The 13,832-nt window shown below is 61.9% G+C and carries 14 protein-coding genes and 1 tRNA gene; 5 read left to right on the top strand and 10 right to left on the bottom strand.

Annotation, left to right across the window (positions count from 1 at the left end; genetic code table 11):
- The first annotated feature begins 1 nt into the window (after position 1).
- Genes NKJ84_RS16975 through NKJ84_RS16960 form a run of 4 tightly spaced genes read left to right on the top strand, consistent with a single transcriptional unit; the run spans position 2 to position 2,624 of the window.
- A complete protein-coding gene (locus NKJ84_RS16975) occupies positions 2-532 on the top strand; it encodes a sigma-70 family RNA polymerase sigma factor (protein WP_352876799.1) in 531 nt (176 codons plus the stop codon).
- Positions 532-1,305 (top strand): anti-sigma factor family protein, encoded by a 774-nt coding sequence (locus NKJ84_RS16970; protein ID WP_352478838.1) that lies wholly within the window; start codon positions 532-534, stop codon positions 1,303-1,305. The genes NKJ84_RS16975 and NKJ84_RS16970 overlap by 1 nt, the downstream gene beginning before the upstream one ends.
- Before the next feature lie 24 nt (positions 1,306-1,329).
- Complete coding sequence (locus tag NKJ84_RS16965; protein ID WP_254817208.1) at positions 1,330-2,037, top strand: Bax inhibitor-1/YccA family protein; 708 nt, start codon at positions 1,330-1,332, stop codon at positions 2,035-2,037.
- Between the two features lie 32 nt (positions 2,038-2,069).
- On the top strand, positions 2,070-2,624 hold the full coding sequence (locus NKJ84_RS16960; RefSeq protein ID WP_352507404.1) for a DUF2076 domain-containing protein: 555 nt from the start codon (positions 2,070-2,072) through the stop codon (positions 2,622-2,624).
- A 102-nt stretch (positions 2,625-2,726) separates the two neighbouring features.
- Here the strand turns inward: NKJ84_RS16960 and NKJ84_RS16955 are convergent, their stop codons facing one another.
- From NKJ84_RS16955 to NKJ84_RS16910, 10 genes are all read right to left on the bottom strand, one after another.
- Entirely contained in the window at positions 2,727-3,317 is a 591-nt protein-coding gene (locus NKJ84_RS16955) for a hypothetical protein (RefSeq protein WP_352507403.1), read from the bottom strand.
- Between the two features lie 94 nt (positions 3,318-3,411).
- Positions 3,412-4,314: an agmatinase gene (locus tag NKJ84_RS16950; RefSeq protein ID WP_352507402.1), complete on the bottom strand. Its 903-nt coding sequence runs from the start codon at positions 4,312-4,314 to the stop codon at positions 3,412-3,414.
- 252 nt (positions 4,315-4,566) lie between these two features.
- Positions 4,567-5,385, bottom strand: coding sequence for an MBL fold metallo-hydrolase (locus NKJ84_RS16945; RefSeq protein WP_352507401.1), 819 nt, complete (start codon positions 5,383-5,385; stop codon positions 4,567-4,569).
- A 3-nt stretch (positions 5,386-5,388) separates the two neighbouring features.
- Entirely contained in the window at positions 5,389-6,183 is a 795-nt protein-coding gene (locus tag NKJ84_RS16940; RefSeq protein ID WP_352507400.1) for a TatD family hydrolase, read from the bottom strand.
- Positions 6,183-7,769, bottom strand: coding sequence for a methionine--tRNA ligase (metG, locus tag NKJ84_RS16935; RefSeq protein WP_352507454.1), 1,587 nt, complete (start codon positions 7,767-7,769; stop codon positions 6,183-6,185). Before metG ends, NKJ84_RS16940 begins: the two co-directional genes overlap by 1 nt.
- Positions 7,770-7,891: 122 nt before the next feature.
- Positions 7,892-8,947, bottom strand: coding sequence for a DNA polymerase III subunit delta' (locus tag NKJ84_RS16930; protein ID WP_352507399.1), 1,056 nt, complete (start codon positions 8,945-8,947; stop codon positions 7,892-7,894).
- Positions 8,944-9,618 (bottom strand): dTMP kinase, encoded by a 675-nt coding sequence (gene tmk / locus NKJ84_RS16925; RefSeq protein WP_352507398.1) that lies wholly within the window; start codon positions 9,616-9,618, stop codon positions 8,944-8,946. Before tmk ends, NKJ84_RS16930 begins: the two co-directional genes overlap by 4 nt.
- A 64-nt stretch (positions 9,619-9,682) precedes the next feature.
- Positions 9,683-10,843: a D-alanyl-D-alanine carboxypeptidase family protein gene (locus tag NKJ84_RS16920; protein ID WP_352507397.1), complete on the bottom strand. Its 1,161-nt coding sequence runs from the start codon at positions 10,841-10,843 to the stop codon at positions 9,683-9,685.
- Between the two features lie 101 nt (positions 10,844-10,944).
- Entirely contained in the window at positions 10,945-12,168 is a 1,224-nt protein-coding gene (locus NKJ84_RS16915; protein ID WP_352507396.1) for a septal ring lytic transglycosylase RlpA family protein, read from the bottom strand.
- A gap of 272 nt (positions 12,169-12,440) precedes the next feature.
- Positions 12,441-13,187, bottom strand: a complete 747-nt coding sequence (locus tag NKJ84_RS16910; protein ID WP_352507395.1) for a hypothetical protein — start codon at positions 13,185-13,187, stop codon at positions 12,441-12,443.
- Between the two features lie 444 nt (positions 13,188-13,631).
- Between NKJ84_RS16910 and NKJ84_RS16905 the strand changes: the two genes are divergently transcribed.
- Positions 13,632-13,721: transfer RNA gene (locus NKJ84_RS16905), tRNA-Ser, on the top strand.
- The last annotated feature ends 111 nt before the right edge of the window (positions 13,722-13,832 follow it).

Genomic DNA, 13,832 nt, shown 5'->3' with positions numbered 1-13,832 from the left:
CATGAAACGGCCGATGCCACGCTTCGACATTCTGGGACAGCTCGGTTCACTGCGCCGCTATGCACGCTCGCTGACACGCGACAGCGCCGATGCAGAGGATCTGGTGCATGATGCGCTGGTGCGTGCCTATGAGCGACGCGGCAGCTTCCGCTCCGGCGGAAACCTTCGCGTATGGCTGCTGTCGATCGTCCACAACGCGTTCATCGACGGCTTGCGATCCCGCAAATCCGAAGCAATGCGCATCGAACAGGCCGGCTATCTCGCCGAGGCCAGCGTCCAGGCTGCGCAGGAACATTCGGTCCGTCTGGCACAGGTGCGCGACGCTTTTTTCACATTGCCGGAAGAGCAACGTTGCGCGCTGCATCTCGTCGCCATCGAGGGGCTCAGCTACAGCGAGGCGGCCGAGGTTAGCGGCGTGCCGCTTGGCACGCTGATGTCGCGCATCGGCAGGGCACGTGCGGCACTCCGCGAGATGGAGGACGCGGCACCGGCACGGGCGAAAGGCCATCTGAAGATCGTCGGAGGTCGATGATGAACCAACTGCGCGATCCCGTGACCGACACCGATCTCGACGCCTATGTCGACGATCAGCTGGACGTGGCGCGTCGCATCGAGGTCGAGGCGTTCCTTTCGGCCCGGCCGGAGGCGGCCGCGCGGGTGATGTCCGACCTGCGGATGCGTGACGAATTGCGCGTAGCGCTTGCCGGATCGAAAGGCATGGCGCGGCCCGCGACGGCCGATGCTGCACGGCGGCTGGAGCGGGGATTGGCGCGCGGCCGCGTCCTTGGTGCTTTGCAGCGAGCGGCGGCAGTCGCTGTCTTCGTCGCCGCCGGCTGGCTTGCGAACGGGCTCATCGGACCGATATCGGTGACGGAAGTCGTCGCTTCGACCCATCCGCCCGCCTATGTGGAGGACGCGGTCCGGGCGCACCGCACGACGCTCGTGCGCGAGGCGATGTCGTCGCAACCCGAAGCGCCCGGCTACAATGCCGACGAAATTCGCGCCGCGACGGCGATCATTATGCCATCGCTGCCAGCGGACTGGACGGTCCGCGACGTGCAGATCTACCCATCGCAGTTCGGCCCGAGCGTCGAGATGGCTGTCGAGACGAAAGAGATGGGGCTGGTCTCGTTGTTCGCAATCAGGCCCGGGACATTCGACGTCGTCAAGCCGACTGTCGTTCCCTCGGGCGACGTTTCCTCAGCTTATTTCCAGATCGGCGAGGTCGCCTACGCGGTCGTCGCACGTAGCGACATCCAAGGCATAGATCTCACGGCCGAAGCGCTCGCCAAGACGCTTTACTGATCGACCTTCAAGAAGGAGAACCACATGAACAATCTCGGATATATCGGGGCCGGAGCCCGAGCCGGAGCCGTCTACGACGAAGGCCTGCGCCGGCACATGCTGCGCGTCTACAACTACATGGGCCTTGGCCTCGTCGTTACGGGCGTGATCGCGTTCGTGGTGGCTTCCACACCCGCGCTTTACGTGCCGATCTTCTCCACACCGCTGAAATGGGTGGTTATGCTGGCACCACTGGCTTTTGTGCTCTTGTTCTCGTTCCGGATGCAGACGATGTCGGCGGCCGGCGCCCAGGCGATGTTCTGGGCATTCTGCGCGGTCATGGGGCTGTCGCTGGCTTCCGTGTTCCTGGTCTTTACCGGCACCAGCATCGCACGCACCTTCTTCATCGCCGCCACCATGTTCGGCGCGACCAGCCTTTACGGGTACACGACCAAACGCGACCTGACGCAGTTCTCGTCGTTCCTGATCATGGGCCTGATCGGCGTGGTGATCGCCAGCATCGTCAATATCTTCCTGGGCTCGACCGCGCTCCAGTTCGCGATCTCGGTGATCGGCATCGCCGTCTTCATCGGCCTCACCGCCTGGGATACCCAGACTATCAAGGAGCAGTATGCGGAAAACTTCGGTGCGGAATCACAGCAGAAGCTCGCTGTCTTCGGTGCATTCTCGCTCTATCTGAACTTCATCAACATCTTCCAACTGCTGTTGAACTTCACCGGCGAGCGCGAATAGCCGGCGTCGGACCACGACCGGAGGCGGATATCATGGACAGAAACGATCAACAGGCGATCGGACACCTCTTCGAGAAGTTGGCAAATGTCGAGCGCCAGGCGCCGCCGCGCGATGCGGAAGCAGAGCGCTTCATCCAGGATCAGATCGGCCGGCAGCCTGGCGCGCCATATTACATGGCCCAGACGATCGTGGTGCAGGAGCAGGCCTTGAACGCAGCTCAGGCGCGCATCGAAGAACTGGAAGAGCAGGCGCAGCAGCCCGCCGGCGGTGGACCGCTCAGCAGCTTCTTCGGCCGCAGCGGCGGCAGGCGCTCGGGCTCGGTTCCGCGGGTAGAGCGCGCCGCCTCCGTTGCAACTGAAGGGCCGCAGGACACGCCACAGCGGGCAGGCGGCGGTTTTCTTGCTGGCGCTGCGCAGACCGCGATGGGCGTGGCCGGCGGAGTGCTGCTCGGCAGCGCGATCGCCGGCATGTTTGGCGGCAGCGAAGCGAAGGCAGCTGAACAGCCGACGCCGCAGCCGGACGAAGCCGATCAGGCAGGCGATGCCAGCTCCGACAATGGCGGTGACTTCGGTGATATGGAGTTCTGACGAGCGACCCAGACTGTGCCTGTGCCGGCGCTGGTGACGATTGCGGGTCAGCATAGGCGAGATGGCGAGGGCAGCATCCGGGAAGCGAGCCCTCGCCGGCGGCTAATAACCCAGGCGCTTCAGTTCAGTCTTGACCGCTGCGATCGTCTTGAAGCGGAAGTGCTTCGTTGTGCCGTCGCGCCAATGGCAGTCGCATGTGGCGTCGAACTTCCGGCTCGCTTTCAATTGAGTCAGCGCCTTCTGGCCTGGCTTGGGGCCATCGAAGATGCGAACTTCGTAGAGCGTCCCTTCGACATCGTAGTGCATCTGAGCCCAGGAAAGTATCACGATCAGTTCCTTTGCCGGGTCGTGGTCGGCGTTGGCGAGGCCGAGCGCTATGTCCGGCGTGTCGCCCTCTTGTTCACCTGTCGTGACCTGGATTGCGCGATATCTGTTGTCAGCTAGCCGTTGCAGCGCGACGAGCGGGCGTTCCGGATAGTCCTCAGCGGTCTGGTAATCGACGAAGAGTGTCTGGAGGCCGCTCCAGCTCACGGCTGTGGTGTGCGGATCAGCATTGTCGGCGAACCCGACAACACGTTTGGCGAAAGCCAGGTCGTTCTCGCCTGGCGCACGATCAAAGTCCTGCGCTCGCGCGCCAGTGAGCACGCAGGCGAGGGTGAGGACGAAACTTGTGAAGAGCCCAAGTCGCTTCATGATTCGCAACCGTAGCATGCCGGTTGCGAATCTTCGCGCCTGGCCGGCAGCCGATGAAATCTTGTCTGGCCATCATGCGTGAGGAAGCCGGCTTTCAAACCTGACGGACGATGGTGCCGATTACATTGACGAGAAGGCGCGCGGCGGTCATCGCCGACAGGCCGTCAATGTCGGCGGGAGGATAGAGCTCGACAAGGTCGAATCCTGCGATCTTGGCCCGCCTGCCGAGGCCCGCGATCAGGTCGATCACTTGCGTATAGGTGAGGCCGCCGGGTGTACGCGCAGCTACGCCAGGCATGATACCGGGATCGAGGCCATCGCAGTCGAGCGTGATGACGATCCGCGCTCCTTCCGGAATGTATCGGAGAGCGGCTTCGACGCCCTGGGCGTGAACCTCGCGGGCGGTCACGAAACGGCTGCCATAGCGCCGCGCAGCTTCGATTTCGGTGAGGCGTGCGCTACCGACGCCACGGATGCCGACCTGCACGATGCCGGCAACATGCTGCATCTCGCTCGCCCGGCGCATCGGGTTCGAATAGCCGTATCGTTCGCCATGCAACTCGTCGCGCCAGTCGATATGGGCGTCGATCTGCAGGATCCAGACCGGGCCGTTATCCGCAAATCCGGCGAGGAAGGGAATGGGCACGGAGTCGTCGCCGCCGAGCAGGATCGGCACGGCCGGCAATGCCAGGACCTCGCGCGTCTTCGCCTCGATCTTGTCCCGGTTGCCGGCATTGTCATGCATGGTGGTCGGGATGTTGCCGGTATCGATGCAGCAGATCGGCCTGCCGTCGAACAGCGGGCCACCAAGATCGAAATCCCAGTGCTCGATGAGCGTGGCATCGACCCGGCTTGCAGCGCGGATGGCGTCGGCTGCCAAGGCATAGCCATGACTGTCCTCGCTGGGATACGTGCTGCCGTGACCGGCTCCGAAGATCACCGCACGAGGCATGCGGCCATCGGCGAGGTGATCGGGAAAGCCGAGAAAGTGGGTCATTTGCTGGTTGTAACGCTGCGGTTCGTCAGACGCACGACAAATGTCGCATCTCTAATTTGCTCAACCGTCGCATTGCTAAAATGGCTGCTACAAGCTTCAGTCGCATAAGATAGATTATGGAACTGAAATGGGGGATAAGGATGTGGCGTGGAAGTGGCACCAGCAAGCCGCTGGGCCGGTTTTAGAGCGAGAATTGGTTTCATGCACCTTGCGAGATCCCACTCAGAAACCCAGCCGTAGAAACTTGGTCCTTCACCCTGATTCGTAAGGGATTTCGATCGTCATGCCGTCATAAGCAGGCTCGACGTTGGCCGGCGTCTCGGCCATTACCGTGGCGTAGTCGAGCGGCACATGCATATGCGTCAGCACCGCGTTCTTCGGTGCCAGTCTTTCGATCCAGCCAAGCGCCTGACCAAGCGACAGATGGCTCGGATGGACGGTGTATTGCAGCGCGTCGATGACCAGCACGTCCAACCCGCGCAAACGCTCGGCGGTCGCGTCCGGAAAGTCGCTGACATCAGGGCAATAAGCCAGCCCGCCGATGCGGAAACCCAGCGAGGTGATGTCGCCATGAAGCTGCAGCAGCGGTTCGAGGGTGAGGGCGCCGCCCTCGCCCTCGATCACCACCGGCCGGTCGTGGTCGATGATATGGGCGTTGACGATCGGCGGATACGAACTGCCTTTCGGTGTTTCGAAACAGTAGCGGAACGCCTCGCGTAAGCGCAGCATGGTGGCCTGATCGGCATGGATGTCGATCCGGTGGCGCTGCTCCAGTACGAAGCCGCGCAAATCGTCGATGCCGTGGATATGGTCGGCATGCGGATGTGTGTAGACCACCGCATCGATGCGCCTGACCGATGCCAGCAGCATCTGCTCGCGGAAATCCGGGCCGGTGTCGATGACGACGGTGGTCCGGACGCCATTCGCCGCGATCCGCTCGACGAGCGCTGCGGTGCGCGTGCGCCGGTTCCGGGGGTTCGCGGGATCGCAATTGCCCCAATCGCCGGTGATGCGTGGCGTACCCGGCGATGAGCCGCAGCCGAGGACGGTAAGACGTAACCGGTCGCTCATGCGTCAGGCGCCCGGCGCGCTCGGGCGCGGCATTTTCCTGAACAGCCGGAAGAAATTATCCGTGGTGATATCAGCGATCTCGGCCTCGCTGAAGCCGATCGTCTCGGCCAGCACCTTGGCTGTATGCGCGACATAGGCGGGCTCATTGCGCTTGCCGCGAAACGGGATCGGCGCAAGGTATGGCGCGTCGGTTTCGACCAGCAGACGGTCGCGCGGCACATCGGCGGCGACGGCGCGGAGCTCGGTGGAGTTCTTGAAGGTCAGGATACCGGAAAACGAAACGTAGCCACCGAGCGCAACACCGATCTCGGCTAGCCTGCGCCCAGACGAAAAACAGTGCAGGATGAAGGGGAAGGCGCCCTTCCCTGTTTCTTCTTCGAGGATGTCAGCCATGTCGTCGTCGGCGTCGCGCGAATGGATGACCAGCGGGAGACCGGTCACGCGCGCCGCGGCGATGTGGGTGCGAAAGCCCTGAGCCTGTGCGTCGCGCGGCGCATGATCGTAGAAATAGTCGAGCCCGGCCTCGCCGATCGCCACCACTTTGCGATGAGCAGAGAGCCGCACCAGATCATCGACAGTGACGTCAAGCTCTTCCGCCGCATTGTGCGGATGGGTGCCAACCGAGCAATAGACATAATCGAAAGTCTCTGCAATCTCAAGCACTTGGCTAAATCGCTTCACCCTCGTCGAGATCGTCACTATACGGCCGACGCCGGCCGCGACGGCGCGGGCGACGATGGTCGCCCGCTCTTCGGCGAAATCCGGAAAGTCGAGATGGCAGTGACTGTCGACCAGCATCAGGCGCTTGTATCCGTTTGCTCGACATAGCGTGGAAATACTGCTTCCGGCGCCGGCAGTGCCGTACCGGATACCAGCGCATGACGTTCGGCGACATGCGCGAAGTCGCGGCTGTCCGCCGGCACTGCCAAAAGATCGAGCAGCTTTGCCGCTGAGCCTGGAATGAAGGGCTGGCACAGCAATCCGACACGCCGGATCACCTCAGCCGTCGTCCACAGCACCGTTTCCATGCGTGCCGGATCGGTCTTCTTCAGCGCCCATGGCTCCTGCCCGGCGAAATAGCGGTTGGCTTCGGCCACCACGCCAAAGATCGCCGCCAGCGCCAAATGGATGCCCTGGTCGGCCATCGTCCTGCGCGCCGTGACAAGGGCGGCATCTGCCTGATCGAGGATCGCCTTGTCGGCGTCGCTCAATTCGCCACGCTTCGGCACCACGCCGCCGCAGTTCTTGGCGATCATCGACAGCGAGCGCTGCGCCAGATTGCCGAGATCGTTGGCAAGGTCGGCATTGGTGCGGTTGACGATCGCATCATGGCTGTAGCTACCGTCCTGACCGAACGGCACTTCGCGCAGGAAGAAATAGCGCACCTGGTCGAGACCGTAGTGCTCGATCATGGCGAACGGGTCGATGACGTTGCCGACCGACTTCGACATTTTCTCGCCGCGGTTGAACAAAAAACCATGCGCGAACACGCGCTTCGGCAATTCGATGCCAGCCGACATCAGGAAAGCCGGCCAGTAGACCGCGTGAAAGCGCACGATATCCTTGCCGATGACATGAACGTTTGCAGGCCAGAAAGACCATCTCTCGCTGGCCGGATCCGGATAACCGGCGGCGGTGATGTAGTTGGTCAGTGCATCGACCCAGACATACATCACATGCTTGTCGTCGCCCGGGACCGGCACGCCCCAGTTAAACGTGGTGCGCGAGATGGACAGATCCCTGAGGCCGGATTTGACGAAGCTGACGATTTCATTGCGCCGCTCCGCCGGCCCGACGAATTCCGGGCTGTTCTCGTACAGTGCGAGCAGCCTGTCCTGATAGGCGGAAAGCCGAAAGAAATAGCTTTCTTCTTCGGTCCATTCGACAGGCGAGCCGAGCGGTTCGCGGCGCACGCCGTCGTCGCCGACCTTGGTTTCGGCCTCGTCGAAATAGGCTTCCTGCCGCACCGAATACCAGCCGCTGTAGCGGTCGAGGTAAATGTCGCCATTCTCAGCCATGCGTGTCCAGATCGCCTGGCAGGCCTTGTAGTGCCGGTCCTCGGTCGTTCGGATAAAAACGTCGTTCGAGCAGCCGGTCGCTTCGAGCATCGAACGGAAGATCGCCGAATTGCGATCGGCAAGCGCCTTCGGCGTCAGGCCTTCGGCGTCCGCCGTCTGCTGCATCTTCAAGCCGTGCTCGTCGGTCCCCGAGACAAAGAAGACGTCCTTGCCGTCGAGCCGCTGGAAGCGGGCAAGCGTGTCGCTGGCGATCACATTGTAGGCATGGCCGATATGCGGCTTTCCGTTCGGATAGAAAATCGGCGTCGTGACGTAGTATTTTTCGCGTGACATGGATGAGCCGTCATGAATGTCTGAATGAAAGATGTCGCGGTGAGATATCGCATCGAAACGGCAATTGCCATCCGACGCCAATGTGGTGGCTTCGAAGTTTCCTGCGATTGATTGGGATCAATGCTCAGGGGCTTCCAAAGCCACGCCAGCGGCCGTCACATTCGCATTGCAGAATTCAGGCGGTCGATCATGGTCAGGGCGTGCTGCTTTTTGTCGAGATTGTAGGTCTCCGTTTCAGACATAGCGTTCAAAGCCTCGTGCCAAGTATCCGACAGCGTTTTGGCCCGCGCGAGATCGCCGGCGAGCGCGGCCTGGCTGGCGCCGGCCGACAGCAGGTCGAGCGCGCGGCGATTGAATATCTCGAATGGGATTGCCTGGTCGCGGCCGGCGACCGCCTCGGCAAGACGGTAGGCGCCTGCGACATCTATCTTTTTGGACATCACCAGGGCATCGAGGGTGGCGGCGATTTCAAGCCCGCCATACTGCGTCAACAGGATCGCGTTGCGCGCGCTGCCCCCTGCCCGCTCCGCCAGCGCCGCGCGCGCCGCAGGATCCTCCGGTGGCGGCGGCTCGATGCCCTCCAGAACCGCCATCAAGCTCTTGGCATCGAGCGGGGCCAATCGCACCAGCTGGCAGCGCGACCGGATCGTCGGCAGCAAACTGCCCGGCGCATGGACGATGAGGATGAACAAGGTGCGCGCGGGTGGCTCTTCAAGATTCTTCAGCAAGGCATTGGCAGCATTGGTGTTCATGTCGTCGGCGGGATCGACGATAACCACCCGGTAGCTGCCGTCGTGCGAGGTCAGCGACAGAAAGCGGCTGACCTTGCGGATTTCGTCGACCGTGACCACTGTCTTGAAGCTCTTGGTCTTGTCATTCGCGGGGCGTGTAAGATGCAGAACCGAAGGATGTGCCCCGGTGGCGATCTGGCGAAACAGCGACGAAGCCGGATCTGGAACGGCAAGGCTTTCCGGCGCCTGCTCGAAGGCCGGGTGCTTCAACAGATGATGCGCCAGATGAAAGGCCAGCGTCGCCTTGCCTATGCCCACCGGTCCGGCAAAGATCAGTGCGTGCGGCAGCTTTCCCGAGCGGTAAGCGGTGGCGAGCATGTTGGCCGCCTGCGGGTGACCGACAAGACGCGGCGTCTCGGATGGCTCGGGCACCCCGTCCAGCGTATCGTGCTGTTCGGGCGCGATGCGTTCGAAAATCATGCCGGCGCCGCCTGCCTTCTTTGCGCCGGCATCATCCTCTCGAGAGCCGCGAAGACGATGGCGGTAACGATATCCTCCACGGTGTCGGGGGCGGCTGACGCATCGACGACGACGCAGCGTTCGGGTTCAGCTGCGGCGATCGCGAGAAACGCCTCGCGCCGGCGTTGGTGGATGGCCAATGTTTCCTTCTCGAAGCGGTCCGGTCCGTCACTGCTCCCCCGCCGGGCGGTAGCGCGCCTCAGGCCCTCGGCGGGGTCGATATCGAAGATCAGCGTCATGTCCGGCACCATGCCGTTGATGGCGACCTTCTCCAATGCGTCCATGAATGCCGGGTCGAGGCCGCCGGTGACGCCCTGGTAGACGCGCGAAGAATCCATGAAACGATCGCAAAGCACGACCGAACCGCGCTCGACCGCCGGCCGGATGACCTGTTCGACATGGTCGGATCGCGCAGCGGCGAAAAGCAACGCTTCCATCTTGGGGCCGAACGGCTCGGCTGCGCCTGAAAGCAGGACATGCCTGACCGCCTCCGCGCCCGGCGAGCCACCCGGCTCACGCGTCACCAGCACATCGTATTTCTTGGCGCGCATCTTCTTGGCCAGCCGCTCGATCTGCGTCGACTTGCCTGCTCCTTCGCCGCCTTCAAAAGTGATGAAAAATCCGCGCGCCAAAGCCTTTGTCCATACTTCGGGGACCGTATAGTCCGGGCGGGAAAAAAGGTCCACCGCGACGGTGCTAACGCAGCCAGCCGACGGCCAGTTCCTTGGCGGCGTCGAGCGCGCGCTGCGGCAGCGAACCGACACCGATCGACTCGGCGGCAAACAGCGGCGTCTCCTGGCTCAGAGTATCGCCGATCCAGACGCGCAGCGTACCGACCGGCTGCCCCTCCTCCACCGGCGCGGCAACCGGTCCGTCATAGACGATCCTGGCGGTGAGCTTGTCGCGGTTGGTGATCGGCAGGAAGATCTGCACCGGTCCTTTTGCCTTTAACGCGACTCCGGATTTCGCGCCGCCAAAGACCTGGGCTTCGCCAACCACTTCGTCCTTGGCGAATACTTCAGTCTTCTCGAAGGAGCGAACGCCCCAGTCGAGCAGCTTTCGCGCTTCCTCAGCACGCTCGCGGTCGTTTGCCAGGCCGCTCATCGCCGCGATCACCCTTGTGCCGTTGTGGCTGGCCGAGCCGACAATGCCGAACCCGGATTGCTCGCTGGCGCCGACCGCGAGCCCGTCGGCGCCTATATCCATGGCCAGCAGCGGATTGCGGTTCCTCTGGGAAATCTTGTTCCAGGTAAAATCCTTCTGGCCGTAATAGCGGTAGAGATCCGGGTAGTTGCGCCAGATATGCAGCGCCAGAAGTGCGAGTTCGCGAACGCTCGTTTGCTGCCCATCTGCCGGCAGACCGGTGGAGTTGACGAAGGTCGATTTCTGCAAGCCGATCTGGCGGGCACGCTCGGTCATCTGCGCCGCGAAGTTTGCCTCGGACCCCGCGATTCCTTCAGCGATGACGATACAGCCGTCATTGGCCGCCTGCACGGTCACGCCCTGGATCAGGTCTTCAAGCCGGATCGTCGACTTGAGTTTCGCGAACATAGTCGATGTCCCCGAAGGCGCGCCGCCCTTGCGCCAGGCGTTTTCGCTCACCACGAAGGTGTCGTCGAGCGTCAGGCGCCCCGATTTGATGGCGTTGAAGACCACTTCCATCGTCATCAGCTTGGCCAACGAGGCCGGCGGGATCAACCTGTCGGCGTCCTTGGAAAACAGCACGGTTCCGGTTTCGGCATCGATCATGAAGGCCTGCGCGGCCTTGGTCTCGAAAAGCTGTGCCGAGGCCGGCGCAAGCGAGAGCAGCAGCAGGCCGAGCGCTATAAGCCCAGTGAAAGGGCGAAAAAATTTCATCAGATTCGACCAGTGAGCCGGCGCTCTTGCACGTTGGCAGAAGCTATCAGGCTTTTGCCTGGCGGATCAATCGCGCACGAAAAAACCAGGCAACCCCGAGCTCAGTCGCGTACAGCAAGCGCATCGGGCGCACCATGCGACCACGCTGCCTGCAGCATCTCGTCCAGGCTGCCACGGCCGTCGGCATAGAGGTTGACCGAGTACCAGTCCTTGCCTTCAAGTTCCGAGCGCTGGATTTCGGTCTTGCCGAAGCTGGAAAGCTGGGCAGCCACACGCTCGGCTTCGGCGGCATCCTCGAACGAACCCGCCGCGACATAGTCCGTGGGCGACTGGGTTGGAGGAGCTTGCCGCTTCCACGATTGAAGAAGCTCGGCGGGCGACATGCCGGTGTCGTCCAGCTCGGCAAACGCGTTGGAGGCGCGCTGCACGCGCTCGTCGGCGTAAGACAGCGACGCCATGGTGAATGGAGATTGCGCCGGCAGGTTGATCTCCGGACGCTCCGGCACGATCGGGCCGAAATCGGGCAGTACAATGTCTCCCGAAGCAGACGCTTGCACCGCTATGACAGGCCCTGCATCGGATCCCTGCCCGGTATTCGTCAGCTGACCGGGGAACGGCACGGCTGCAGCGCTCACCGCCAGGCTTGGCGACGGCCCATTCATGGCGACCATGACACCGCTGGGCAGACCGTCCGACGGATCCGGCGCCCTGTTGCCTGGACGATACGAAGCCATAAGATACTGCCCGTCATTGCCTTCGAGCGGCGCACGGCCGACATATTCGACCTTCACCTCGGCCGTACCGATATTGGCATAATCGAGCATTTCAGCAGCGCGCTTCGACACATCGATGATGCGTCCATCATGATAGGGTCCGCGATCGTTGACGCGCACGATCACCGAGCTGCCGGTCTTCATGTTTGTGACCCGCGCATAGCTCGGGAGCGGCATAGTCGGATGCGCCGCCGTCAGATCTGCCATGTCGTAGACTTCGCCATTGGCGGTCAACCGGCCGTGGAACGCCTCACCATACCAGGACGCTAGGCCAACCTTGGCGTAACGTTTGTCTTCCCTCGGATAATACCACTTGCCGCGCACCTGATAGGGCTTGCCGAGCTGGTTGCGCCCCCGAGACGTCTTGAACATCACGCGCGGGCTGGCTTTCACGCCATATTCGGCTTCGGAAAAATATTCCTTGGAGCGAGGTTTCTTGTTGACCATCGCGTTCTGCTGCGGCGCGGCACATGCCGCAAGAAACGCTGCCGACAAGGCAAACAGCGCGAAAGCGAAAGCGCGACGAAGACGCGGGCGCGCCGTGGTCTGCATATTTTGATTGTCCCCTATAGCATCGACGAAGGCACCGCAGCATAAACGTCAGCGATGCCAAAGCACCCACTCCAGAAACGCCGGCAACGCCCTACCCCAATGCGTTTTGTGCGCAGGAATTGTTTATCACCGTATTAACCGATTGTGGTCGGAACCGGGCGAGATTGTGGCGCGGACCGTCTCGCCGGTCGGGATGAAGTCATCGCTTAGATCAGCAAAACGCCGTTCGTGGCGGGCTTTGAACCTCGCCTGGCGTGTCTGCGAGCGCAGACTCAGGGACCGAAGATCACGAGCTCGGTGAACGTCAGATCTCCAGGTGTGGGTGGTCTGGGACCCTTGAAGTATTTCAGCCCCTTGTTGGGGCGGTACCATCCCACCAAACCTGGAATCGGCTCCTTGGCGTCGACAAAGCAAACCAGGATTCCGCTTCGCAAGAGAAAGCGCCCCATGGCACCGGCGCAGCGGCTCAAATCCGCGAGCGAGCGGCAATAGATGACCTGATGGCAGCGGATAAGACCGTGCAACATTCGGCGCGGCATCAACACCAGGGGGAACGCTGCTCCGTCGCAGATGCAGATCAACGACAGGCACCCCAGCGCGGCGTGTTCCGAGAGTATGTATCTCTCACTCTCGGACAGCATCGCCAGTTCCGGAAGATCGGGACGCACTTCGACCACGCGACATGACCGCGGCGCCGAACTTAAAGCCGGCAAGAAGGTAAATTGTCCGCTGGAGAAGAGCCGAAAGCCGAGCGCCCGGTTGGCTTTCAATGTCGCTTGCGCCGGCGAAATGTTCGTGTAGGTCACGTCCTTCCGCTTGAGAACCGCCGCAACCAACATGGCGCCATAGGAACGGAATTCTGCGTCGACTGACCAGCTCGAAAGATTGCAGCGGATTTCCTCGCTCTCCGACCCCTGGTAGCGCGCATAAAGGGTGAGCACAACGCCGACGATCCGATCGGCATGCTCCAAAGCAAAGCCATATTGTGGGAACTCGGCAACCGCAGGCCGCTTCGACAAACGGGTCAGAGCCCGGATCCAGTAACTTCGGTTACGCGCAGGAAAGCCCCTGCACAGACAATCAACCACTCCCTCCCAGTCGGTTTCGCGAATTGGTCTACAGCGAAGACCGGGCGGGAGAGCGCCAAGTACGGCCAAAATTCAACTCCAGAAGACGATTTTACTACATGTGCCTAATGCGCCCAACATATCAGCGCGCAACGATTAATAGTCCGTGCGGGTTTTAAAAACGATTTTCCACACTCAGCACAAACAGCTCGCCATGACGCTGCTCACCGTCCTGGATCGCGCCGAAAGGTGCGGCCGCCACGGTTGACTTGGCGTTGAATGCGGCTTTACAGGAATGGAGCGCGAACCGATCGGGGACCGTCCTGGTGCCAATCCGGTACCGACAGCTCGAACCCGCTCCTCTCGCGATATCCTAAGTGATTGAAAAATCACCCTGGAGGGATGGCCGAGCGGTTTAAGGCACCGGTCTTGAAAACCGGCGTGGGTGCAAGCCCACCGTGGGTTCGAATCCCACTCCCTCCGCCAGATCCATCCGGTACGACCCGGAGACATGGGTAACAGAATGTACCTAAGACATGGGTGACAACCTCGTGCCGAACGGGTTGTCGATGGTCTGCAAGGTTCTCTGTTCCAGGT

The organism is Mesorhizobium sp. M0048 (genome assembly GCF_040323405.1).
GTDB lineage: Bacteria > Pseudomonadota > Alphaproteobacteria > Rhizobiales > Rhizobiaceae > Mesorhizobium.
The sequence above is the reverse complement of the archived record's forward strand: the minus strand, read 5'-3'. Positions and strand labels throughout refer to the sequence as shown.

What these genes read in the sequence shown, in the direction of transcription:
- NKJ84_RS16970 (WP_352478838.1), top strand. Translation starts at nt 532, where the DNA reads ATGAACCAACTGCGCGATCCCGTGACCGACACCGATCTCGACGCCTAT.
- NKJ84_RS16975 (WP_352876799.1), top strand. Translation starts at nt 2, where the DNA reads ATGAAACGGCCGATGCCACGCTTCGACATTCTGGGACAGCTCGGTTCA.
- NKJ84_RS16960 (WP_352507404.1), top strand. Translation starts at nt 2,070, where the DNA reads ATGGACAGAAACGATCAACAGGCGATCGGACACCTCTTCGAGAAGTTG.
- NKJ84_RS16945 (WP_352507401.1), bottom strand. Translation starts at nt 5,385, where the DNA reads ATGAGCGACCGGTTACGTCTTACCGTCCTCGGCTGCGGCTCATCGCCG.
- NKJ84_RS16940 (WP_352507400.1), bottom strand. Translation starts at nt 6,183, where the DNA reads ATGCTGGTCGACAGTCACTGCCATCTCGACTTTCCGGATTTCGCCGAA.
- NKJ84_RS16920 (WP_352507397.1), bottom strand. Translation starts at nt 10,843, where the DNA reads ATGAAATTTTTTCGCCCTTTCACTGGGCTTATAGCGCTCGGCCTGCTG.
- NKJ84_RS16915 (WP_352507396.1), bottom strand. Translation starts at nt 12,168, where the DNA reads ATGCAGACCACGGCGCGCCCGCGTCTTCGTCGCGCTTTCGCTTTCGCG.
- NKJ84_RS16950 (WP_352507402.1), bottom strand. Translation starts at nt 4,314, where the DNA reads ATGACCCACTTTCTCGGCTTTCCCGATCACCTCGCCGATGGCCGCATG.
- NKJ84_RS16965 (WP_254817208.1), top strand. Translation starts at nt 1,330, where the DNA reads ATGAACAATCTCGGATATATCGGGGCCGGAGCCCGAGCCGGAGCCGTC.
- NKJ84_RS16955 (WP_352507403.1), bottom strand. Translation starts at nt 3,317, where the DNA reads ATGAAGCGACTTGGGCTCTTCACAAGTTTCGTCCTCACCCTCGCCTGC.
- NKJ84_RS16930 (WP_352507399.1), bottom strand. Translation starts at nt 8,947, where the DNA reads ATGATTTTCGAACGCATCGCGCCCGAACAGCACGATACGCTGGACGGG.